At 66.3% G+C, this 20834-nt stretch carries 23 protein-coding genes; 16 read left to right on the top strand and 7 right to left on the bottom strand.

Annotated features, from left to right (window positions below; translation table 11 throughout):
• Positions 1 to 27: 27 nt before the first annotated feature.
• Entirely contained in the window at positions 28 to 2874 is a 2847-nt protein-coding gene (locus U1839_RS02250) for a bifunctional YncE family protein/alkaline phosphatase family protein (protein WP_332802045.1), read from the bottom strand.
• A gap of 702 nt (positions 2875 to 3576) precedes the next feature.
• Between U1839_RS02250 and U1839_RS02245 the strand changes: the two genes are divergently transcribed.
• From U1839_RS02245 to U1839_RS02225, 5 genes are all read left to right on the top strand, one after another.
• Positions 3577 to 3927 (top strand): hypothetical protein, encoded by a 351-nt coding sequence (locus U1839_RS02245; protein ID WP_443030558.1) that lies wholly within the window; start codon positions 3577 to 3579, stop codon positions 3925 to 3927.
• A 131-nt stretch (positions 3928 to 4058) separates the two neighbouring features.
• Positions 4059 to 4313 (top strand): type II TA system antitoxin, ParD family, encoded by a 255-nt coding sequence (locus U1839_RS02240; RefSeq protein ID WP_332802043.1) that lies wholly within the window; start codon positions 4059 to 4061, stop codon positions 4311 to 4313.
• A gap of 11 nt (positions 4314 to 4324) precedes the next feature.
• On the top strand, positions 4325 to 4672 hold the full coding sequence (locus U1839_RS02235; RefSeq protein ID WP_332802089.1) for a type II toxin-antitoxin system RelE/ParE family toxin: 348 nt from the start codon (positions 4325 to 4327) through the stop codon (positions 4670 to 4672).
• Positions 4669 to 5223 carry a DUF4262 domain-containing protein gene (locus U1839_RS02230; protein ID WP_332802042.1) on the top strand — a complete coding sequence of 185 codons (555 nt, stop codon included), beginning with the start codon at positions 4669 to 4671 and terminating at the stop codon, positions 5221 to 5223. The genes U1839_RS02235 and U1839_RS02230 overlap by 4 nt, the downstream gene beginning before the upstream one ends.
• Positions 5224 to 5658: 435 nt before the next feature.
• Positions 5659 to 6063: a hypothetical protein gene (locus U1839_RS02225; RefSeq protein WP_332802041.1), complete on the top strand. Its 405-nt coding sequence runs from the start codon at positions 5659 to 5661 to the stop codon at positions 6061 to 6063.
• A 167-nt stretch (positions 6064 to 6230) separates the two neighbouring features.
• On the opposite strand, the gene U1839_RS02220 is transcribed toward U1839_RS02225, so the two are convergent.
• Both U1839_RS02220 and U1839_RS02215 read right to left on the bottom strand, forming a co-directional pair.
• Positions 6231 to 6968, bottom strand: a complete 738-nt coding sequence (locus U1839_RS02220) for a hypothetical protein (protein ID WP_332802040.1) — start codon at positions 6966 to 6968, stop codon at positions 6231 to 6233.
• A gap of 130 nt (positions 6969 to 7098) precedes the next feature.
• Positions 7099 to 7755, bottom strand: coding sequence for a transposase (locus U1839_RS02215; protein ID WP_332802039.1), 657 nt, complete (start codon positions 7753 to 7755; stop codon positions 7099 to 7101).
• Between the two features lie 190 nt (positions 7756 to 7945).
• On the opposite strand from U1839_RS02215, the gene U1839_RS02210 reads away from it, so the two are divergent.
• From U1839_RS02210 to U1839_RS02200, 3 genes are all read left to right on the top strand, one after another.
• Entirely contained in the window at positions 7946 to 9874 is a 1929-nt protein-coding gene (locus tag U1839_RS02210) for a beta-propeller domain-containing protein (protein WP_332802038.1), read from the top strand.
• Between the two features lie 233 nt (positions 9875 to 10107).
• Positions 10108 to 10530: a hypothetical protein gene (locus U1839_RS02205; RefSeq protein ID WP_332802037.1), complete on the top strand. Its 423-nt coding sequence runs from the start codon at positions 10108 to 10110 to the stop codon at positions 10528 to 10530.
• A 132-nt stretch (positions 10531 to 10662) separates the two neighbouring features.
• The gene (locus U1839_RS02200; RefSeq protein WP_332802036.1) at positions 10663 to 11190 is read left to right on the top strand and encodes a hypothetical protein; all 528 of its coding nucleotides are present in this window, start codon (positions 10663 to 10665) and stop codon (positions 11188 to 11190) included.
• Between the two features lie 73 nt (positions 11191 to 11263).
• On the opposite strand, the gene U1839_RS02195 is transcribed toward U1839_RS02200, so the two are convergent.
• Both U1839_RS02195 and U1839_RS02190 read right to left on the bottom strand, forming a co-directional pair.
• On the bottom strand, positions 11264 to 12157 hold the full coding sequence (locus tag U1839_RS02195; RefSeq protein ID WP_332802035.1) for an NAD(P)-dependent oxidoreductase: 894 nt from the start codon (positions 12155 to 12157) through the stop codon (positions 11264 to 11266).
• Between the two features lie 25 nt (positions 12158 to 12182).
• On the bottom strand, positions 12183 to 12680 hold the full coding sequence (locus U1839_RS02190) for a winged helix-turn-helix transcriptional regulator (RefSeq protein ID WP_332802034.1): 498 nt from the start codon (positions 12678 to 12680) through the stop codon (positions 12183 to 12185).
• 80 nt (positions 12681 to 12760) lie between these two features.
• Between U1839_RS02190 and U1839_RS02185 the strand changes: the two genes are divergently transcribed.
• From U1839_RS02185 to U1839_RS02165, 5 genes are read left to right on the top strand one after another with little or no spacing between them, the layout of a single operon-like run.
• Positions 12761 to 13207, top strand: a complete 447-nt coding sequence (locus U1839_RS02185) for an MAPEG family protein (protein WP_332802033.1) — start codon at positions 12761 to 12763, stop codon at positions 13205 to 13207.
• Positions 13204 to 13503, top strand: a complete 300-nt coding sequence (locus tag U1839_RS02180) for an antibiotic biosynthesis monooxygenase (RefSeq protein WP_332802032.1) — start codon at positions 13204 to 13206, stop codon at positions 13501 to 13503. The genes U1839_RS02185 and U1839_RS02180 overlap by 4 nt, the downstream gene beginning before the upstream one ends.
• A 30-nt stretch (positions 13504 to 13533) precedes the next feature.
• Positions 13534 to 14394, top strand: a complete 861-nt coding sequence (gene panB, locus U1839_RS02175; protein WP_332802031.1) for a 3-methyl-2-oxobutanoate hydroxymethyltransferase — start codon at positions 13534 to 13536, stop codon at positions 14392 to 14394.
• Positions 14395 to 14437: 43 nt separating this feature from the next.
• Complete coding sequence (locus U1839_RS02170) at positions 14438 to 14707, top strand: hypothetical protein (protein WP_332802030.1); 270 nt, start codon at positions 14438 to 14440, stop codon at positions 14705 to 14707.
• The gene (locus U1839_RS02165; RefSeq protein WP_332802029.1) at positions 14707 to 15153 is read left to right on the top strand and encodes a hypothetical protein; all 447 of its coding nucleotides are present in this window, start codon (positions 14707 to 14709) and stop codon (positions 15151 to 15153) included. Before U1839_RS02170 ends, U1839_RS02165 begins: the two co-directional genes overlap by 1 nt.
• On the opposite strand, the gene U1839_RS02160 is transcribed toward U1839_RS02165, so the two are convergent.
• Both U1839_RS02160 and U1839_RS02155 read right to left on the bottom strand, forming a co-directional pair.
• Entirely contained in the window at positions 15101 to 15895 is a 795-nt protein-coding gene (locus U1839_RS02160; protein ID WP_332802028.1) for a DUF6454 family protein, read from the bottom strand. The genes U1839_RS02165 and U1839_RS02160 overlap by 53 nt on opposite strands.
• Positions 15896 to 16136: 241 nt before the next feature.
• Positions 16137 to 18155 (bottom strand): multicopper oxidase family protein, encoded by a 2019-nt coding sequence (locus tag U1839_RS02155; RefSeq protein ID WP_332802027.1) that lies wholly within the window; start codon positions 18153 to 18155, stop codon positions 16137 to 16139.
• 456 nt (positions 18156 to 18611) lie between these two features.
• On the opposite strand from U1839_RS02155, the gene U1839_RS02150 reads away from it, so the two are divergent.
• The 3 genes from U1839_RS02150 (at position 18612) to U1839_RS02140 (ending at position 20830) form a co-directional block, all read left to right on the top strand.
• Positions 18612 to 18845 (top strand): DUF6894 family protein, encoded by a 234-nt coding sequence (locus U1839_RS02150; protein WP_332802026.1) that lies wholly within the window; start codon positions 18612 to 18614, stop codon positions 18843 to 18845.
• A gap of 324 nt (positions 18846 to 19169) precedes the next feature.
• Positions 19170 to 19814 (top strand): hypothetical protein, encoded by a 645-nt coding sequence (locus tag U1839_RS02145; RefSeq protein ID WP_332802025.1) that lies wholly within the window; start codon positions 19170 to 19172, stop codon positions 19812 to 19814.
• A gap of 65 nt (positions 19815 to 19879) precedes the next feature.
• A complete protein-coding gene (locus tag U1839_RS02140; RefSeq protein ID WP_332802024.1) occupies positions 19880 to 20830 on the top strand; it encodes an NAD(P)/FAD-dependent oxidoreductase in 951 nt (316 codons plus the stop codon).
• Positions 20831 to 20834: the final 4 nt, after the last annotated feature.

Genomic DNA, 20834 nt, shown 5'->3' with positions numbered 1-20834 from the left:
CAGGGCGAACGGTGGTGGGAGCGTGGGCTAGCCGCACACCCCCGCCCCTGCTTGCACCAGCAGCGCGTCGCGGCCCTCGCGGAGATCGGCGCCGGTGCGCACCACCGGCTCCGGCCCCTTGCCGAGGCCGCGCCACAAAGCCGCGTTGAAGGCGGCGGTGTCGAGATGGTCTTCGGCGCGGAAGTCCTGGCCCTTCATCGCCTCGGCCCACCAGCCGGCGTCGCGCGTCGGGCAGGCGGCGCTGGCGATGGCGGTGGCGGGGACGAAGCGTTCGGCCGGGATCGGCAGCGCGGTGGCGCGCAGTACCGGGGCGGCGCGCGCGTCATAGGTCCAGTTCGCCTGGGCGGGATCGAACAGATCGGCCATCGGCGCGGCGAGCGCGTCGTTGAGGCCGAGCGGCTTGAGCCCGAGCACCGCCTCGATCGTGCGCAGCACGCTGACGGTGGTGTAGCGCGTCGAGACGACGGCGTGCTGCTTCACATAAGGGCCGACGACGAAGGCGATGCTGCGGCGCGCGTCGACATGGTCGGCGCCGTTCTGCGCATCGTCCTCGATGATGAAGACGAGCGTCGAATCCGCCACCTTGCTGTGCGCGATCGCCTCGATGACGTTGCCGACGGCATAGTCATTGTCGGCCATCTGCGTCTCGACGCTGTTGACGCCGTCGATCGCGTCCTTGAAGTCGCCGAAATGATCATGGCTGAGCCGCAGCAGCGTGAGCGCGGGCATGGTGTCGCTGGCCATCTGCTGGTCGAACTCGCGGCGCCATTCGCGTTGCAGCCAGAAGTCGGGCATCTTCTGGTCGAAGCCGCGGAAATAGGGGTCGCTGCGCGACGCGAGCAGCCGGTCGCCGGGGGTATAGATGCGCGTGTTGCTCTTCGCCGGCTCGCGCACCAGCGGCACCGCGCCGGGCTCGCCCGCGTCATAGACCGAGGCGTCGGAGAAGCCGTAGTTGCGCACCGTGAGGCCGGCGCGGATCGCGGCGTCCCACAGAAAGCCATGCCCCTTGGCCTCGTCATCATCGCCATCGGCATCGGGCGCGGTGAGCAAGGCCGGGCCGGGCAGGACGTCGGGATCATTGGGGGTCTTGGGGTTGGTCGCGACGCGCTCGGCCTGGGTCTGCTGGGTGTAGATGTAGCGATCGGCCTCTTCGGATTCATAGGCCAGGCCGCGCCGCGCGTAATTTACCGGGGCGGTCTTCTCCAGCAGGTCGGTCGCGCGCGCCGCGGTGCTCCAGCTCCAGCCGGTGCTCGACTGTTCGCCGCTGTCGTAGAAATTGTCGAGCGTGACGAACTGGCTGGCGAGCGCGTGATGATTGGGGCTGAGCCGCGCGCCGAGGATCGCCAGCCGGGGGTCGCCATTGCCGACCGGCAGGTCGCCGAGCACCTGATCATAGGTGCGGTTTTCCTTCACGATGAAAACGACATGTTTGATGCGCGCGCGGATCGCCGCCATCCGCGCATCGGCGGCGGCGCGCGCCGGGGCGGCGGTGAGCCCGACATTGTCGGCGACCTGCAACGTCGTCGCGACGAGCGCGCGCGGCGCGGGCAGCGGAAAACTGAGCAGCCCGGCCTTTTCGAGCTGGTAGATATATTGGTTGGCGGGGCCACAGGCGTCATGCTGGCTTTTGACCTCGGCGAGCGCGGGCACGCAGCCGATCGGGTTGGGGCCGGGCGGGCTCTTGCGGTTGACGACGAAGACGCGGCGGCCGTCGCGGCTGGTGGCGACGGCGCTGGGATACCAGCCGGTCGGCACGAGGCCGGCAACCGCCGCGCCGGTGCGATCGGGCGTGACCAGCGCGACGGCGTTGATCCCGCCGAGCGTCACCAGCAGGCGGTGATCGGGGAGCAAAGCGAGGCCGTTGGGGTTGGTGCCCTTGCCCGCCGGCACATCCCCCAGCGAGGCGGGCAGGCCGAGGCGCGGCTCGGCGATCAGCCTGTTGGTCGCGGTGGCGATGATGGCGAGGCGATCGGCATTGTCCTCGGTGGCGTAGAGCCGGCCGAGGCGGCGATCCTCGAGCAGCGCGGTCGGCGCGCCGGCGGTGGCGATTCGCGCGGTGACGCGGATCGTGCTCGCGCCGACATCGAGCGCGACGATCTGGCGGTCGCGCGGCGCCGAGACCCAGGCATGGGTCGCGTCGCGCCACAGGATGGCGAAGGGGTTCTCGCCGCCGGGCACGCCCGACTGCGCCGGGTCGATCTTGCCGGGGCGCAGATCCTGCTCGGCGATGACGCGGCCGGCCTTGAGATCGACCAGGCTGACCGAGTCATTATAATAATTGGCGACGAGCGCACGGGTGCCGTCGGGGCTGACCGCGACGCCGGCGGCCTGCGGCTTGACGCCGGCACCGATGCCGGCGGCATGGCCAAGCAGGATCGGTGCGCCGGCGGCAGCATAGCCCTTGGCGCCGAGGCGATAGACATGCACCACGTCATCGACCCCGCCGCCGACGACGAAGCCCTTGCCGTCGGGCAGCCAGGCGATGCCCGAATAGCTGTTGGGGACGATCAGCGTCTGCACCCAGTGACTGCCCGCCGCGTCGATTGCGTAGCGGAAGACATATTGCCCGGCCTGCAGCAGCATGACCTTGCCGTTGGGGCCGACATAGCGGTTGAAGCCGCTGGTCAGCACGAGCATCTCGCGCCCGTCGGGCCTGACCGCGATCGCGGCGGCACCATCGGCCTGGTAATCGGGCACCGGCCCGACCCGCGCCGTGAGCGGCTCGAAGCGCGCGCCGGGCGCGGCGAGCGGGGTGAGCGTCTGGCCGGTCGGCAGATGTTGGGGCGTCACGGCGGGCGGCGTCTGGGCGAGCGCGGCGGGGCCGGCGGCGGTGGTGGTGGCGAGGGCCAGGACCATCAGGGGCATGCGCATCATTTTTCTCCGTCCCGGGGAGACGAGCCTAGCCGGGCGTTGCGACAGATTAAAGACCGGGGGCGCCCCGATATGGTGGCGGGCGATGCGGCCGGGCGGTGGGACGGGGCGGCCGGGCAAAGAGCGGGGCGAGCGCGGGGGCGACGCGGCAAGGAGCGCGCGAGAATCGTAAGCGAGCGGGCTAGGATAACGGGCAAGTATTTGTCAAATAGCGCGCGCGGCGCGGCGCAAATATTCGACCCCTTTTGACGACCGACGGGGGGTGCGCTTGACCGGGGCGCTATAGTTGCGGGCGCAAGATGGCGCGGTGAATTGCGGCCGGTTTCCAACAGGCGATGCTTGGACGCTACGGGCGCAGAGGGCGCGGCGAGGGCCCGCGAAGACTGGACCTTTTCCTGACCCTTTATGGGGGAGCGTGGCATTCGTCTTACCCTTCACTTGTGCCCCGGGGTGGCCGGGGTGGCTGGATTCCAACACGCGCACGGCCGGGATGGCGCGCGCGGCGTGGGCGGAGGGTGGACGGTTTTGGGGGTGGGTTGAATCGGGGGCTCGGGCGGGGCACTTGTCTGGGGACCGGAGGGCATTGTCGCCGGCAGGCGCATCGGCGCGATCGCCTCGCTCCTCGGAAACACAATTGCAGCCGATCCAATAGCGGCCAGCCCGCCAACGGTGTATCCCGCTGCGATGTTTGGCCGGCTTCGCAGGATGATATTGCGCGCATCGCCCCTGGAGCAATGGAGCGTCAGCGTCGCGCAAGGCGAGATCGTGACGCGAGACGGTGGGGGCGCGCGGCGTGCCATGGCTATTGCCGCGCTGCGCCGGGTGGTGGTGGCGACCGACGATAGCGGGCCGTGGGGCGCGGATGTCGTGTTCCTGCTCTATGCCGACGGCGCCGAGCCCGTCGGCCTGTTTCCGCTCGAGGCACGTGGCGCAAAGGACTTCGTCGCGTGGATGAGTGGCCTGCCGGGCTATCAGGACGCTGCGTTGCAGGCGGCAATGGGTTCGACCCGGGTGGCGCGATTCGATGTTCTTGCAGTGGTGGCGGACGGCGGCTGATCGCCGGGGCGGCCGGGGGATAAGGGCTTTGCACGTGGCGCCGTAATCCTGGGCGCCGTGCTTATCGCGGCGCGCTCGGAGACGGACCCACATTTGTGGTAATGTGCGCCACCCGCCAAGAGAAGCAGATGATGAGCCGGCTGACCATCGACATTTCCGACCTTCAGCATCAGCGCCTTAAGGCGATGGCCGCGTTGCAGGGCAAGTCGATCAGGCAATATGCGCTGGAGCGGCTGTTCCCCGCGCCGGCGGCTGGCGACGATGCCTGGGCGGAACTGAAGGCGCTGCTGGGCGAGCGCATCGCCGAGGGGCTGCCGGGCGGCGTTGCCGACAACAGCATCGACGCGATCGTTGATGAGGAATTGGGCAAGGCGCGCCGCGGTTGAGCAATGCCTAAATCCTGTCGGCGGCGGCGGAGGCCGATCTGCGGGACATTATCCGGCATACGCGCCAACGATGGGGCGACGCGCAAGTGCGCAGCTACATCGCCAGGCTGCAGGTCGGGATCGAGCGGGTCGCGCTGGGGCAGGGTTTCTTCAAGGATATGACCGCGCTCTATCCGGGGCTGCGCATGGCGCATTGCGAGCGCCACCATGCCTTCTGCCTCCCCCCGGGACGATGCCCGTGCGCTCATTGTGGCGATCTTTCACGAGCGGATGGATTTGATGACGCGGCTGGCGGCGCAGTTGCAATAGGCGGCGGGGTTTCGCCATTGTCAGCATCGGAAAGCTTCTGGCACGAATGACCAGGGCGCACGGTTGCGCGGCGGGCAAGCTGCGCCATCCCGTCACCATGCACACCGCCCTCGACACCCCGACCGACGCCCTGGACGAGCAAGAGCGATCGTTCGTGGCGAGCATCCGCGAGCATGGCTGGTTTCGGACCTCGGTCCTCGCGGAGGAGGACTTGCCGGGATTCTCGTACACGACGGGCTTCTGGCGCAACACGGGATTGCCCGAGCTGATCATCTTCGGCCTGAAGCATGAGATTGCGCACGATGTGATGTGGGACCTGTTCCGGGACGCCCAGGCAGGGCGGCGCTTGCCGTGCGGGGTTCGCACCGACGCGGTATTCGCCAACCTGCCGGCCTATGTCTTTCTGGTCGCAAGGCGGCATTATGCCGCGCATCTCGGCTGGAGCCAGCGGTTTTATGGCGACGACGATTTTGAATGCCGGCAGATCGTGTGGCCGGATCGGAACGAGCTGTTTCCGTGGGAGGCGGGGTTCGATGAGACGTTTGTGGGGGATCAGGTGGATCTGACCGAGCTTGGGTGGGTGGCGGCGCTGGCGCATTGAGCGGGTGGCAGCGAGGGGAGTTTCGTGTGTTTAGTAAACTGGCACCGTAATCCCAGATGGGCGGGGTTGTGAATCAAGGCGTGTGGGCGACAAAAAGTGCGCGGGAGCGGTGGGTTCATCACCCACCCATCGCCTCGTGACATCAAAGCGGCTGGCGGCGTTGAATCGCGATGCTATGGTTCACGAATGGGACGATCATGGAAGCGCATGATGCTGGCGACAGCAGTGGCGGCCGCTCTTGCGCTTGTTGCTGCCGCGTGGCTGGCGCCGTTCGTGGCTCAGGACCGTTGCCTTGATAGCGGTGGGGCGTGGGAAAACGGTCGCTGTTTGCGCTGATTTGGGCATTATTTGGAGGTTGTTGTACGTTTCACCGCAATTCCGAAAACAAGCGGAAGTATAACAAAAATACTCAGTTTCTTGAAGGGTGGGAAGGTCATGATTCGCAAGTTTTCGATGATGATTTGGGTTCTGCTACTCATGTCTGCAAATTCTGCACATGCGCAAGGACTTCCTGTCTCGTTTATTCCGCTAATGGAGGCCTGTGTTGCTTCGGGTGGGCAAGTCGGGTTCCGGTTTCCAAATCCGGAAATGACCGGGTTTCAGACCTTTTCGTTGTACTCACCTGCGGCAGTCGATGTTCGAAAGATTACGGTAAATGTATGGAGCAATCAGCCATCAGGTACAAACTTCGTTCAGCTGGTTTCAACACCAGGCACTGGCTCGGAAATTGTGCAGGCAATTCCAAACAACAGCAGCTTCACCACCCTCGCTAAACTTGCATCCTTGCAGGTGACCGCCGGAAACAACGTGATCGTCTGGTGTACTCACATCTCCCCGTGATAAATTGGACCGTGTTGACAAAGATTGCAGCCATATCCGAGCATCGAACTTGGAACCGTCCCCACCAGAGGATGCGATTGTCCGCATTATACCAAGTTCCGGGACACAGTTACGGGGCGGGTACTGAGCCCCACCCGAGGCCCGCCTTACGCCCTGGCCCCCTGCCCTCAGCGCGGCGCGACCTGGGCCGTGAACGCGCCGTCGGTGGTGTTGCCGCCGAGCCGGTTGTCGCCGGAACTGCGCACCACCGCGCCGTTCTGCACGATCAGGCCGGTGCCGTTGGTCGAGATCGTGCTGTTGCCGAACATCGCCGTCACCGCGCCGTTGATGCTCGCCGCATAGCTGTTGCGCGAAAAGGTCGTGTCCAGCACCGTCAGCGTGATCGTGCCGGTGCCGGCCGGCGCCTTGGCGAGCAGCGCGACATTGTTCGCGGTGAACAGCGTGTCGTCGACCAGCGCGGCGATCGTCACCCCTGTCTTGCCGACGCTGTCGAAGCGCACCCCGGTGCCGGCGCTGCCGTCGAAGCGCGAATGCGCGATGGTGACGCGCACCGTGCCGCCCGCATTCGGGCTGACCAGCAGCGCACCGGCGGTCGTGGCCGCGCTGCTGGCGATCGACACGCGATCGACCAGCACCGTCACGGTGGCAACGGTCGGCACGATCGTCACGGCATAGCTGGTGCCGGTGAAACCGCGCAGCTGGGTGTTGGCGATGGTCAGCGAGCCTGCCGAGAGCAGCCTGATGCCGCTGAACGTGGTGTTGGTCGGGTCGGCGGCGATATCCAGCCCGCGCAGCGTCACCGCGTCGCCCGCCCCGGCATTGACGACAATGCCGTCGCTGCTGCCCACGCGGAGGTGCGCGCTTGCGGTGCCACAGACGATGGCGACCGCCCGGGTGATCGTCACGCCGCCATAATCGGCGCCATCGACGCAGTTGATCTCACCACCGGCCAGCGTGCTGGCAAAGGCACCGGCAAAGGTCAGGCAGGGGATTCCGGTGACAGGGATTCCGGTGGGGATTCCGGTGACAGTGCATTTATCTCGCCCTCGGCCCCGGTCGACCGCGTTGCAACGTTCGCCCGCTGACTTTCTCCAGCTGCTCGAGGAAACCCTCATCGCCAACCGGCCTGCCGACCTGTTCGGCCTTGCGCAGGCGCATCGACATTTCCTCGTCCTCACCCGCCGCCAGCAGCGCGCTAAAATCCGGATAGCGCGCCAGCGCTGGCGCCGCCGTGGTAATACCGTCCGAAACACCACCCGCCAGCGCCCGCGTGCTCGACCATGGCCAGTCGATCGCGCGCCCCGTCAGACCGGCGCGCACCGGATTGAGCGCGACATAGCGTAGCGCTGCCAGAAGATGCGCCTCGTCCATCGCCACGCAGCCAAAGCGCCCCTGCCAAAAATGGCCGGTGCGTTTCAGCCGCGCATGGACATGCCCCGCATAGCGCCGATGCACGACCGACAGCGCACGCCGCAGCCCGTCCGCGTCGCTAGGTACCAGGATCAGGTGGACGTGATTGGGCATCAGCACCCATGACCAGATCTCGACGCCGGCGGCGGCGCAGTGTCCGCCAAGCAGCTCGCGATACAGCGCATAGTCGTCGTCATCGAAAAAGGTCTGCGCGCGACCATTGCCGCGCTGGGTCACGTGATGCGGGTGACCGGGGAATATCGCGCGGGCCAGGCGAGCCATGCGCTCTTCATACTATTTGGGTCGGGGCGGGTCAATTAAATGCACTGTCACCGGAACCCGGGTCAATTAAATGCACTGTCACCGGAACCCCCGTCCGGAACCCGTCACCGGAACCCCGCTTGTGGCGAGGGCGATCAACGCCTTGATCCCGCGCGCATTCGCGATAGGATAACGTAACGGGGAGAGGCGGATGCGTAGATGTGCACGGGCGTTGGCGATCCTTCTGCTGGCCGGTGCGAGCGCGTCGCCGGCGCTGTCGTCGCCCGGTGAAACCGGTGAGACCGATGGCACGATGCGCGCCTTTGCCAGCGACAAGGCCTTTATCGCCTTTCTGAAGCGTGCCGCCGCGCGGGAGCGCGAGGCTTATACCCCGCCACCGCCGCCTTCCCCTCCACCGCCGCCGTCGGTAGCCGAACCCGCCCCGGCGGCGCCCGGGGCGGTGTCGAGCATCACGACACAGGACGTCATTCTCACCGGCGCCAAGGTGAGCAACCCGCGCATCACCAACACGCAGGAGGCGGATGTCGACGAGGGCGGGATCGTCAAGGTGATCGGCACGCACCTCGTCATCCTGCGGCGCGGGCGGCTGTTCACCGTGTCGCTGGCGGGCAAAAGCATGCGCAGCATCGACCATATCGACGCCTTTCCCCCGGGCACGTCGGGCGATGCCTGGTATGACGAGATGCTGGTCAGCGGCGACCGGATCGTGGTGGTCGGGTATAGCTATGAGCGCGGCGGCACCGAGATAAACCGCTTCCGCATGGCGCCGGACGGGCGGCTGCGGTTCGAGGACAGCCATCATTTGCGGTCGAAGGATTATTATTCGTCGAGCAATTATGCCTCGCGGCTGATCGGCTCGACGCTGATCTTCTATACGCCGCTGGATTTCGACAGCGACGCGCCGCTCGACGCGCTGCCCGGGCTGCAGCGCTGGACCGGGAAGGCCGACGCGGCCTTCACCCGCACGCTGCCGATCACCAGGCTCTATGTGCCCGAGCCGCTGCGCCGTCGGCCTGAGGGCGATCTCTCGACGCTGCACAGCGTGACGCTGTGCGACCTTGCCGCACCGCGCCTGGCGTGTCGATCGACGGCGGTGCTGGGATCGTATTCGCGGACCTTCTACGTCTCGGGCAAGGCGGTCTATGTGTGGACCGCCAATGAGGACGACGACAGCCAGCGCGCCGGCGCCTATGTCTATCGCCTGCCGCTCGACGGATCCGCACCGAGCGCGGCGCAGGCGTGGGGCGAGCCGATCGACCAGTTCTCCTTCGCCGAAGACCGGGCGGCGGAGCGGCTGAACGTCGTGGTGCGCGCCGGCGGGGGCGGCGGGGATGCGATGTGGCGCCCGGTGCACAGCGAGGGCGACGCGGCGTTGCTGACCGTGCCGCTGGCCGCGTTCGGCGACGGCTCTCGCCTGATGCCGCGTTCGGCCTATCGGCCGTTGCCGCTGGAGGAGAAGGCGTGGAGCTTTCACAATCGCTTCGTCGGGCGCGACCTGATCTACGCCGCGGGCGAATTCAACGAGCATCGCGGGGCGATGACGGTCTATGCCGTGCCGCTGAACGGTGCGCCAATCGCACGGATCGCGGTGCCGCACGGCGTCGACCGGATCGACATCATCGGCAGCGACGCGATCGCGATCGGCAACGACCCCAAGGAGCGGCTGGGGTTCAGCGCGATCGAGCTGAGCGGCAAGCCAAGACTCGGCGACAGCTATTTCCTGCCGGCGGCGCATGAGGGCGAGCAGCGCAGCCAGGCATTCTTCTACCGCCCGGATGACGGCAGCGCGGACGGCGCATCGGGGATGCTGGGCCTGCCGGTGACGCGCGACCTGGGCGAGCCGACGGCGGACCGGTTCCTGGGATCGGGATCGGCGGTGGCGTTCCTGCGGCGCGATGCGCGGCGCTTTTCGCCGGCAGGGGAGCTGGTGGCGAACGCAGCGGGCGCGCATGACGATGCGTGCAAGGCCTCGTGCGTCGACTGGTATGGCAATGCGCGGCCGATCTTCCTGGGCGACCGGGTGTTCGCGCTGATGGGTTACGAGTTGGTCGAGGGGCGCGTGGCGGGCGGGCTGATCGGCGAGCGGGCGCGGGTGGATTTTGCACCGGTGGGGAAGTGAGGGGGCGTCGCGAGGCGTGAGCGCGATGGCCTAATCTCTTGAGAAAAGCGGTTATGGCACGTGTCGCCGAATCCGCGCCGATGACGGTGACGTGCGCGAACGGTTAACGCCGTTTGCGGTTGGGCGGCGCGGGCGTTGCTGCATTTGCCTACCGAACACGGGCCGAGAGATAAGGGATTGTTGCACGTGGCACCGTAATCCAAATGCAGGAAGTGCTACGATGGGGAAATATTATGGACGAAAATTCCCATGAAATTAATAAGATTATTTCAATTTTATTAACCTTATTGTTATTTTGTTCGCCTTTATGCGCGAAAGTTGCCGCCGCGCCTAGTGCGAACAATTTTCAATATATGAATGTAAGAATAGATTATCTTAATGGGCGATACATTGCTTATTCTTTTGAAGATTCTATTACTAAAGATAGCACAATATGCTACGATCTACTTTTAGATCATAAATTGAGAAATTTTATTAGAAAAAGCAAAATAACGAATTACAGAATTAGTGCGCAGCTAATTGAAATAAATGAGGTTGACGCAATGGTTACAATTAATAAAATTAATGGAAGGGACTGGTACGGAGCAATCTGCGGCGCCGGAATATTGTATGTAGAAAATATGCGTGCCTATAATAGAAATGAGAAAACTCAATAGCATGTTATATTATATAGTATTATTTACATAAATTACGGCGCATCGTGTAATTTTAATTACGGATTACGGGTGAAGTGCACCCCTGAAATGAGACCGGGAAAAGGGTGACAGTTCTCCTGTAGGGAGGACGGTATGGCGAACGGAGTCGACCAGCGGCACTTCAGCCGGGAGTATAAGCGCGCGGCGACCGCGCTGCTGGCGATCTGCGCCTGCCAGGGTTGCGCGACGAGCGGCGACAAACCCGCCGCGATGCAGATCGCCTTCAGCGACGCGCGCTTTCGCAGCGCGGACAGGATGATCGTCTCGTTCGCGGTGCTGGATGACAAAGGCAATATGGCGATCGTCCCCAACAGGGCGTTCGCGCCCTATATCGGTGCCGAACGTTTCCCGCCGACATCGACCGGTTATCGCTTCTATCGCAGCGCACTGGGCGGGATCGCGCCGGGCGAGGTCAAGCCGATCCGCCAGGCAGCGGGCCAGGTGATCCTTGAGGACGACCATCATATCAGCATCAGCTATTATTCGGCCGTGCCCGACATCGCGCTGCCGCCGCCGGCGCGGATCGGACCGACCGAGCCCGGTTACCAGGCGGCGCTGGAGGCCTATCACCTCAAAGAGCCGGGCGATGGCTTCTTGATACCGCTGCCGGCCAAGCCGTAGTGCCCGCACCGGGCGGGGCAGATTGCGGAAAGACTTGAACGCGTGGCGATTCCGCGTGCCACGATATTCCCGACTACTCCCGCCCCCGCTCCATCGTCCGCCCCGTGATCGCCGCACCCACCCCGACCATGTCGGCCGCGCCGAAACCGGCGGCGCTCGCCTCGGCATAAAGTAAATGGCTGGCATCGAGCAGCGGCGTGGCGATGCCGGCAGCGCGGGCCGCCCCCGCGACGAGGCGGCTGTTCATCAGGACGTCGTCGAGCGAGGCCTGCGGGCTGAGATCGCCGGCGAGCAGCTTGTCGAGCTTCATCGTCGAGACCGCGCTGGCCATCGGCCCGGCATCGAGCACCGCGCGGAGCAGCGCGAGATCGACGCCTGAGACCTGCGCGAAGTGCACCGCTTCGACCAGCCCGGTGACCATGGTGATGAGGTACAGATTGACCGCCAGCTTGGTGAGCAGCGCGCCCGGCACCGCGCCGCAGGCGAAGGTCTGGCGGCACATCGGCGCGACCAGCGCCCGCGCGCGTGCCACGTCGTCCGCCCCGCCGGCCAGCATGCAGACCAGCGCGCCCTGCTCCGCCGGCAGCCGCGACCCCGACACCGGCGCCTCGACATAGCGGCCGCCGCACGCCGCGACATCGGCCGCCAGCCCGCGCGAATATTCAGGCGAGGTGGTGCCCATCTGGATCAGCAGCAGACCGTTCACATTGTCGGCAAAGGCGGGCTCGCCGCGCTCGAGCGCCGTGTCGGCGGCTTCCTCATTGGCGAGCATCAGGATCACCGTGCCGGACGATCGCAGGACGTCGCGTGCATCGGGCATGGGGATTGCCCCCAGCGCCGCCATGCGCGCCGGCGCGGCGGGCGAGCGGTTCCACACACGCAGCTTCACGCCCGCAGTGAGGAGGTTGGTCGCCATGGGCTCGCCCATGCGGCCGAGGCCGAGGAAGCCGCAGGTTTCATCGCGCATTGGTCGCCTCTCTGGGTTTATCGGGTCACGCGCCCCCGTCGGGCCGCGGTTCGGGTGCCCAGGGCGCGAAATCCGCCGCCAGATCCTCGCCTTCGACCGGCGCGCCGGCATCGTCGACACAGGCGATGCGAACGCCGGCGCCGGTCGAGCGCCTGACGAGGTTCATCGGTGGTGTGCGGCCCTTGCCGACCCAGTGATCGGACCATTGGCGCATCGCGAGAAAGGGCAGGCGCAGCGCCTCGCCCATCTCGGTCAGGATATATTCCGCGCGCGGCCGGCTGCCAGCGGCGCGATATTCCTGCCGGGTCATGATGCCCGCCGCGACGAGGCGTTTCAGCCGGGCCGCGAGCACGGTGCGCGGGATGGCGAGTTCGGTGTGGAAATCCTCGAAGCGGCGAAGGCCGAACAGCGCGCTGCGCACGATCAGCAGCGACCAGCGATCGCCGAGAAAGTCGAAGCTCGCCGCGAGCGTGCAATGGCTCAGATGGATCGGCGACTGGTGGCGGAACGGCGTGATTCCCATGCCCGTGCTTTAGCTGGGTTGCAAAAACAAATCCAGCCTCTATGGCTAGGTGCGGAATTGATACCTAGAAGGGTTGCAGCATGACACCATCCCATTGGCCAATCCTGTGGCCGACGCTTGCCATGGTCGCGGTGATGTTCGGCGTGTGGTTCGCGCTGATGCGCGGTCGGCTCCATCACATCGCCGACCATCCGCCGTCGCGGCACGATTTCGCCAGCGGCGAGGCGGTCGCGCGCTATTTCCAGCCGGTCGAGCGGCCGGCGCAGAACCTGGCCAATCTGTTCGAGATGCCGGTGCTGTATTTCGCGCTGGTGCCGCTGCTGATCGCGACGCACCAGGCCAATGACATCCAGACCGCGCTGGCCTGGGGCTTCGTCCAGTTCCGGGCGCTGCACAGCGTGGTGCATATCGGGCCGAACACCGTGCGCACCCGCTTCCGCCTGTATCTCGCCGCGTGCATCATTCTGTCGGCGATGTGGATCGGCTTCGCCATCGATCTCGTCGTCCATCCGGGCGGGACGATATGAGCGCGCCGCCGAGCGACAGCTTCGTGCTGATCAGCCATGAGGTCGCCGATTATGCGGCATGGAAGGCGGTGTTCGACGGCGCCGCCGCGATGCGCAAGGCAGCGGGCGAGATCGACTATCAGCTGCTGGCCTATCAGGACGAGGCGCGGCGCATCGTCCATTTCTCGCGCTGGACATCGCTCGACGCGGCGCGGCGCTTCTTCGAATCGCCCGCGCTGGTCGAGATCAGGCGCGTGGCCGGTGTGCGTGCGCCGTCTTTCATCTATCTGGACCAGATCGAGGCCGCACGGCTCTGATCCGCGCGTAGCTTTTCAGGGAGAGGTATCATGTCGGTTCACAGCGTCATCAAGCGGGCGACGGCACCGGACATCAGGGCGCGCAAGGGCGGTGGACGGCTGGTCATGCTGACCGCCTATCATGCGCTCAGCGCGCGGCTGGCCGATCCGCATTGCGACATCCTGCTGGTGGGCGATTCGCTGGGCAATGTGCTCTACGGCTTCGAGACGACGTTGCAGGTCACGCTCGACATGATGATCATGCATGGCCGGGCGGTGGTGGCGGCGTCGCGCTATGCGCTGGTCGTGGTCGACATGCCGTTCCAGTCCTATGAGGAATCGAAGGAACAGGCCTTTGCCTCGGCATCGCGCATCATGCGCGAAACCGGCTGCGGCGCGGTGAAGATCGAGGGCGGCGTGGCCTTTGCCGAGACGATCGCCTTTCTGGTGGCGCGCGGCATTCCGGTGATGGGCCATATCGGGCTGACGCCGCAGTCGATCCACACGATCGGCTCGTTCCGCGCGCAGGGCAAGGACGAGGCGGCGCGGCTTTCCTCCGCCGCCAACCAGCCGGGGCCGATCGAGGCGGACGCGGCGGCGGTGAGCGCGGCGGGTGCCTTTGCGATGGTGATGGAGGCGATCGTCGAACCGCTGGCGCGGCACATCACGGGCAACACGCCGATCCCGACTTTGGGCATCGGCGCCAGCCCGGCCTGTGACGGGCAGGTGCTGGTGCTCGAGGACATGCTCGGCATGACCGAGCGCAGCCCGCGCTTCGTGCGCCGCTTCGGCGAGCTCGGCGCGCAGATCGACGCGAGCATCGCCGCTTATGCCAGCGCGGTGACCGACGGCTCCTTTCCCGCGCGCGAGCATCTTTATGGCGCGGCGGTCGAAATGCTCGGGGTACGGTAGCGACGCGTTCCGCCCATGGCATCCAACGGCGCGCCGCGCTATCATGCGGGCGATGTGGTGGCGCAGACGCAAGCAGCCGCAGCGCGCGGCGAGCGATTCAGACATGGGGCTGCGCGCCGAGCTGGTCGCGGCGTGCGCGGACGTCCGCCGTCAGATCGACCTCCAGAACGCCGTGCGCTTTTCACGCGGCGGCGGCCATGGTGGGGACGATCTCGCCGTCCAGACCCTGCAAGACCGGCTCGACCAGCTCGAGGCGGCGCTTGCCAGCCTGGAAGGACCTGAACCCATTGCCTCCCCCGAAATGAAACGATGATGACGTTCACGGTCCGACAAGGGGCGGCGCTGGCGGCGGGCGGCGCGACCGCACTCGCGATCGCGCTGGCGGCAACGCTGGCGGCGCGGGGCCTGTGGCCGGCCTATGCGGCGGCGGAACCCCACAAGACCTATAGCGTCGTCATGTTCGTCGCGCGGCTCGCGATCGGCGCGCTCGGCACGGGGGTTGCAGCGGGGGTCGCGACGAGAGTGGCCGGCGACGCGGGCAAGGCAGCATGGTGGCTCGGCGGGTTCTTTCTGGCGCTCTCGCTGCCGCTTCACCTTTACGTCCTCTGGGCGGATTATCCGGCCTGGTATCACCTGATCTATCTGTCCTATCTCGTGCCGATCGCCGGGCTCGCCGGTCGGATCATGGCCCGCCCTGCCCCGCCGGCTACGCGTCGAGCCGGAAGTGGAACAGCCGGCTCGGCCCGTCTTCCGAGATGAGGTAGAGATCGCGGCCCTGCAGCGCCATGCCTTCGCCGGTATAGGGCGCGGCGCGGTCGGTCGCGCCGGCGCGCAGCGTGCGGACATGCCGCATCGTCGCGAGGTCGATCCAGTCGATCGTGCCGCTCCACAGCGTCAGCGGCCCGGCGCCGACCAGCTGGCCGCCGACGACCTTGATGTCCTGGAACGGGGTGAGCGACGGATTGGGCACGACGCGGACGCCGCCGCCGCGGCGCAGATCGACGATGTAGAGCAGGCGGCTGTCCCAGTTGCCGGCGATGAGGCTGGTGCCCGACACCGCCACGCAGCCGAGATGATCGGCGACATGGATCTTGCGGCGGACCTGCAGCGTCTCGCTATCGATCTCCACAAGCACGGCCGAGCTGTCGGGCTTCATTTCGGCCACCGGCACCCACAGCGAACCGCCGTGCAGCGAGATGCCGCCGGGATGATAGCGTGCGCCGTCGGTCAGTTCGATCCGGCGCAGCAGCCGCCCGGTGGCGCGGTCGAATATGTGGAGATAGCCGCGGCGATTGGCACGATCGACCGAGGTGACCCAGATATGGCGGCGGTCGAGATCGACGCCCTGGACGTGAAACACCTCGCCGCCAAGGTTGAGCGCGCCGAGCAGCCGGGCATGCTCGATCGCCTCGCCGCCGAGCTGCTGCGCGGCGGCGGCGGTCAGGCTCAGCAGCAGCAGGCACAGGGCGGTGAACACGGTGCGGGGCGCCTTGCGGAACATGTCACTTTCCCTTCGGCAGTGCCGCAGGTCGACCGGTGACGCTGCGAACTGCCGGCGCGGTAGCAGCGCCATGCGACGGGAATATGAAAGCCGGACGGACAAAGCGCGGTGCCGCGCGCGCAGGGCGGCGGGCGATCGGCGCGCGGGAGATTTCTCTGAGCGAAGCTGGTGCCCGGCGGCGAGCGCCGGCTGCCGGCCGGTGATCACGGCCCCAGACGTCGCCGGGGCCGCGTTGCGATACTCAATGGCTGTGGTCGTGCTCCTGCATATGCCCCTGGAGCTGGTTCTGCGCGTCGCCGACATCGCCGTCGGGCAGGACCACCGCGACATTCTGCATCATGCCCTGATCCTCATGGTCGAGAATGTGGCAGTGCAGAACATATTCGCCGATATAGCGCTCATAGCGGGTGCGCACCTTGATCGTGTAGATCGAGTGCGGCGGCGGCGGTCCGGGCGTGTTGACGAGGCTCTTGATCCACAAGGTGTCCTTCCACACGCCCTTGAGCCCGGCATATTCGGGATCGACGGTGCCGCCGGCATCGTCGATCGCGCCGGGGGCGCTGACATCCTTGCCATTGGGATCGAGTATCTCGACGACCTGGAACGGATTGACGTGGATGTGGAACGGGTGGCTGACGAAGTGCGACTGCAAGGTCCATTCGTCGACCCCGCCGAGCTTGAGCTTGCGGTCGATGCGGTTGGGGTCATAGGAGCGCGCATCGGCGGTGTTGAGCGTGATGCCGACCTCGAACTGCGTGCCGTTGGGGTTGGTCACGTCGATATAGAAGGTCAGCTCCTGCGTGCCCGTCACCTCGTCGGCGGTGATCGTCGGGTGCGGGGTGAACTGGGTGAATTTGAGGCCGTCGCGGAGATCGGCGATCACGCCGGGCTTGACGTCGGGCGGCATGGTCGCGTCGGCATTGGCGACCAGCGCGTTGGTGAGATAGGCGGTGACGTCGGGCCCGACCGCGGTGCCCGGCGCGACGGTGACGAAGCCCATCAGCCGCGGGCCGACATCGGTCCCTTCCCCGCCGATCGAGCCGGCATTGGGCGAAGCGGCATCGATCACGCAGTAGATGCCGGGCTCGGGGAAGACGACGAGCGCGTCGAAGCGATAGCCGGGCTGGAACACGGCGACCTTCTTCTGCTGCGCGGCGGCGAACGTGAGCCCGTCCGCCGCCATCAGATTATAGCTGAGATAGTCCGCGCTGCACGACTGGCGCAGGAAGCGATCGGCCGCTTTCGGCGCGAGCGAGGCGAGCAGCTTCGCATTGGGCCGGAGCCGGGCGAATTGCAGCGCGATGGTGTCGCGCACGCCGGCATGGATCATGCGCCAGCGCTCGACCTGGCCCTGGCGCGCGTGGAAGGTCGGCAGCACCACGCCGTTGAGTGAGGTGAAACGGCCCGACTTGCCCCAGGCGCCCGGGCCGAACAGATCGTAATTGTCGATCGTGCCGACATCGCCGGGGTCGCAGCGATAGGTGCCGTCCTTGTTGGTCTTGGGCTGCCGCACCTTCGCGCCGTCGGGCTGCGTCACGGTTTCCATGCAGGCATATTGGATCTGCTGCATGACCAGCACGCGCTCGGGCGTGCCCTGGAGCAGCGTGTCGATATCGCCATGCCGGTCGCGGCTCGGCTTGCGGTCGCCGCGGATGATCAGCGCGCCCGCCATCCCGCTCGACACCTGCAGCGCGGTCGAGCCGTGGCGGTGGGTGTGATACCAGAAGGTGCCCGCGGGATGGTCACCGGGGACATTATATTCATACTGGAACTGCACCCCCGGGTTGATCGACAGCAGGACGTTGTCGCCATTGCCCGCCGGATTGACCCACAGCCCATGGGTATGGAGGTTGGTGCCGTTGAAGCAGTGCGGCTTGTCGGGCATGTGGTCGCCGGGCTTGCAGCCGGGATCGGGCGGCAGCTTGTTGTCGAGATTGACGCGGATCGTCTCGCCGGGGCGGATCTCGATCGTCGGCGAGACATAGGGCGTCGTCGGATCGACGTCGGTGCCGTTGTAGCTGCGCAGCCGGACCTTGTCGAAGCGCCCGGTCGCGGGGTTGAAGATCTGGCTGTCGGTGAACACCACGTCGAGCTCGAGCACGCGCTCGCGCGCAGCGGAACCCGGGCCCTGAACGGCCGAGAGCAGCATCTTCGACGGCGCACCCGCGGTGTCGGGCAGCAGGCGCGGATTGCCCACGTCGCGCTCCGCCTGCGCGATCGCCGCGCCGGGCGCGACGAGCACCGTTGCGGCGGCCAACACGCCACAGAGCAGAATAGACCGATTGATGATTGCAAACATCGCTGCTCTTCCTGGTAATGATTTCCCTACAATTTATGTCCACGTACCTGTTGATTGTCTAGATGACGGGCGACCAAAATTGCATCCACTTTGATAGCGATCATGTTCGACTGACCGTAACGTGGAAGCAGTGCGCAATCGATGGTCAAATACCAACCGGAACAACGCTCGATGTTCGGGTTGAAACATTTTTGTCTTTAACGCCGAAAAATATCGGGCTTTCACCGATGCGCCGGGACGCCTTGCATTTTCAAATGGTCTCATTGTCGAAACGGGCCGGGTTCAGAGCATCCACTGACCCGTTGGCTTTTTCACGTGCATGCACCAGTTTAAAAACCTATGTTAAACTTATAGCGGCATCTTCCGAGGCACGCGCGACTGAGAGCGAGTGCTCCCGCCTGAACGCGCGAGGCCAGCATGGAACGATACTTTTTCGACATAAAAGACGGTGAAGAGCATATCGATGGCGAGGGTTCCGAATGGCCCGATCTACACGCCGTGCGCGTTGAGGCTATCCGGCTGTCGGGGGAAATATTGAAGGAGATGCCCGAGTCGTTCTGGCATGCGGAACAGTGGGAGATGACCGTTGCGGACCGCCACCGGACGCCGATGTTCAAGCTGAAATTCTCTGCGGAAGATGCGGCCGCTTAGCGTCGAAGGTACATGACGATAGGCGGACCGCACGCCTCCATCGCATCGGGATGACGGCGGCGAACCCGTCCGACAGACCGCGTCAGCGGCACGGGTACCGACCGATGAACGGGTGAAGTCCTGATCGCAGGGGTCGCGCGAATTGCGGCGTGCCACTCCCGGGCCGCCAAGGCTCCCTGCCGAAGCGAGATCAGCCGCCCAACGATCGCACTGACCGGCCGCTTTGCCTTTCCCTTGTCTTCCAACAGCTTCCACGAATCACCGGAACAGGCGCGCGACGCAGTCGTTGAGCGCGCACTGAAGTGACATTGCAGGAGATACAAGATGAAGCATCTGGGATTTTTCGCGCGTGGCGTCGCCATGACCGCACTCGTCGCGATGCCGGTATCGGCCTTTGCCGAAGGCAAGACCGACCAGGCCCGCAAGGCGATCGCCGCGGCGCAGGCCAAGATCGAGGCCGGCAACACCGTCGGCGCGGCCGGCGACGCGCCGCGTTTCCAGGCGCAAGCGGTGGCCGCGCTGCGGCTGGCGCGTGACGAACTGGCGCATCACGACAAGGACGGCGCGATCCGCGATGCGACCCATGCCTCCGAACTCGCCGACATGGCGCTCTCCGCCTCATCGCGCGCGCGGCTGAACGACCAGCAGGCAGCGACCGAGACGGCGCAGCGCCAGGCCGCCGCCGCCAATGCCCGCGCCGCCGACGCCCAGGCAAGCGCCGCCGCGGCGCAGGCCGATGCCGCCGCCGCACGCTCGGCACCGCCGCCCGCGCCGATCGTGATCGCCGCGCCGGCCCCCGCGCCGACGACGGTAACGACCGAAACGACGCAGACCGCCGTTGCCACGACGCGGCCGGTCGCCAAGGCCCCGGTCAAGCGCCGCGTCGTGCGCCACACGGTGCGCCACCGCGCCACGCATCCGGCGACCGTGACGCGGACCAAGACGACCGTCACGACCGGTCCCAACTGATCGAAGGCGCGCCGCGCCGGGACCGTCCCGGCGCGGCGTTATCTTGCGGGATATCCAACCGGCATATGAGCGACGATACGATCGACTGCGTGATAATCGGCGGCGGCCCGGCTGGGCTGACCGCCGCCTTGTATCTCGCGCGCTTCCACCTTGCCGTGACGGTGATCGACGGCGGCGACAGCCGCGCCGCGCTGATCCCGTGCAGCCGCAATGTGCCGGGTTATCCCGGCGGCATCGCCGGGCCGGCGCTGCTGCGGCGCATGGCGCGCCACGCGACCAGATATGGCGCGCAGATCGTCCAGGCGACGGCAACCGTGCTGGCACGCGACGGCGACGCCTTCCGCGTAACGACGAGCAGCGGCACGCTCACCGCGCGCAGCGTGCTGCTGGCGACGGGCGTCCACAATCGCCGCCCCGACATCACCGAACGCGACCATGCCGATGCGCTGCGCCGCGGCCTGCTGCGTTATTGCCCGATCTGCGACGGCTATGAGGTGACCGACCGCCGCGTCGGCGTGATCGGCACCGGCGCGCACGGCATGCGCGAGGCACTGTTCCTGCGCGGCTTCACCGCCGACGTGACGCTGATCGCGCCCGACGGACCGCATGAGCTTTCGTCCGACGACCGCGCGACGCTCGACCGCGCCGGCGTGGCGCTAGCCGACGGGCCGAGCGGTCGGCTGACGCTGGAAGGCGAGCGCATCGCGCTCGACACCGCCGCCGGACGGCTGGATTTCGCCAGCGTCTATCCTGCGTTGGGTTCGGTGATCCGCTCCGACCTGGCACGCGGCCTTGCAGCCGAGATGACCGACGATGGCTGCCTGCTGGTCGATACGCACCAGCGCACGAGCGTCGCCGGGCTCTATGCCGCAGGCGACGTGGTCAAGGGCCTCGACCAGATCAGCCATGCGGTCGGCGAAGGCGGCGTCGCGGCGACGACGATCCGCAACGACCTCGCCGAGCGCGCGCCGTTACTCCGCGCCGCGCGGCCACTATCGGCACTTGGAGCGACATAACTTC

Origin of the sequence: Parasphingomonas halimpatiens, assembly GCF_036663795.1 — a bacterium.
Classification (GTDB): Bacteria; Pseudomonadota; Alphaproteobacteria; order Sphingomonadales; family Sphingomonadaceae; genus Sphingomonas.
Note: the sequence above shows the minus strand (reverse complement) of the source record. Positions and strands in the feature narration are given on the sequence as shown.

Excerpts from the sequence above, each read along its gene's own strand:
- U1839_RS02245 (WP_443030558.1), top strand. The coding sequence starts at position 3,577 with ATGATATTGCGCGCATCGCCCCTGGAGCAATGGAGCGTCAGCGTCGCG.
- U1839_RS02145 (WP_332802025.1), top strand. The coding sequence starts at position 19,170 with ATGAAGCATCTGGGATTTTTCGCGCGTGGCGTCGCCATGACCGCACTC.
- U1839_RS02195 (WP_332802035.1), bottom strand. The coding sequence starts at position 12,157 with ATGCGCGATGAAACCTGCGGCTTCCTCGGCCTCGGCCGCATGGGCGAG.
- U1839_RS02150 (WP_332802026.1), top strand. The coding sequence starts at position 18,612 with ATGGAACGATACTTTTTCGACATAAAAGACGGTGAAGAGCATATCGAT.
- U1839_RS02140 (WP_332802024.1), top strand. The coding sequence starts at position 19,880 with ATGAGCGACGATACGATCGACTGCGTGATAATCGGCGGCGGCCCGGCT.
- U1839_RS02190 (WP_332802034.1), bottom strand. The coding sequence starts at position 12,680 with ATGGGAATCACGCCGTTCCGCCACCAGTCGCCGATCCATCTGAGCCAT.
- U1839_RS02185 (WP_332802033.1), top strand. The coding sequence starts at position 12,761 with ATGACACCATCCCATTGGCCAATCCTGTGGCCGACGCTTGCCATGGTC.
- U1839_RS02210 (WP_332802038.1), top strand. The coding sequence starts at position 7,946 with ATGCGTAGATGTGCACGGGCGTTGGCGATCCTTCTGCTGGCCGGTGCG.
- U1839_RS02230 (WP_332802042.1), top strand. The coding sequence starts at position 4,669 with ATGACCAGGGCGCACGGTTGCGCGGCGGGCAAGCTGCGCCATCCCGTC.
- panB (WP_332802031.1), top strand. The coding sequence starts at position 13,534 with ATGTCGGTTCACAGCGTCATCAAGCGGGCGACGGCACCGGACATCAGG.
- U1839_RS02200 (WP_332802036.1), top strand. The coding sequence starts at position 10,663 with ATGGCGAACGGAGTCGACCAGCGGCACTTCAGCCGGGAGTATAAGCGC.
- U1839_RS02250 (WP_332802045.1), bottom strand. The coding sequence starts at position 2,874 with ATGATGCGCATGCCCCTGATGGTCCTGGCCCTCGCCACCACCACCGCC.
- U1839_RS02205 (WP_332802037.1), top strand. The coding sequence starts at position 10,108 with ATGGACGAAAATTCCCATGAAATTAATAAGATTATTTCAATTTTATTA.
- U1839_RS02215 (WP_332802039.1), bottom strand. The coding sequence starts at position 7,755 with ATGGCTCGCCTGGCCCGCGCGATATTCCCCGGTCACCCGCATCACGTG.
- U1839_RS02240 (WP_332802043.1), top strand. The coding sequence starts at position 4,059 with ATGAGCCGGCTGACCATCGACATTTCCGACCTTCAGCATCAGCGCCTT.
- U1839_RS02180 (WP_332802032.1), top strand. The coding sequence starts at position 13,204 with ATGAGCGCGCCGCCGAGCGACAGCTTCGTGCTGATCAGCCATGAGGTC.
- U1839_RS02160 (WP_332802028.1), bottom strand. The coding sequence starts at position 15,895 with ATGTTCCGCAAGGCGCCCCGCACCGTGTTCACCGCCCTGTGCCTGCTG.
- U1839_RS02225 (WP_332802041.1), top strand. The coding sequence starts at position 5,659 with ATGATTCGCAAGTTTTCGATGATGATTTGGGTTCTGCTACTCATGTCT.
- U1839_RS02165 (WP_332802029.1), top strand. The coding sequence starts at position 14,707 with ATGACGTTCACGGTCCGACAAGGGGCGGCGCTGGCGGCGGGCGGCGCG.
- U1839_RS02170 (WP_332802030.1), top strand. The coding sequence starts at position 14,438 with ATGCGGGCGATGTGGTGGCGCAGACGCAAGCAGCCGCAGCGCGCGGCG.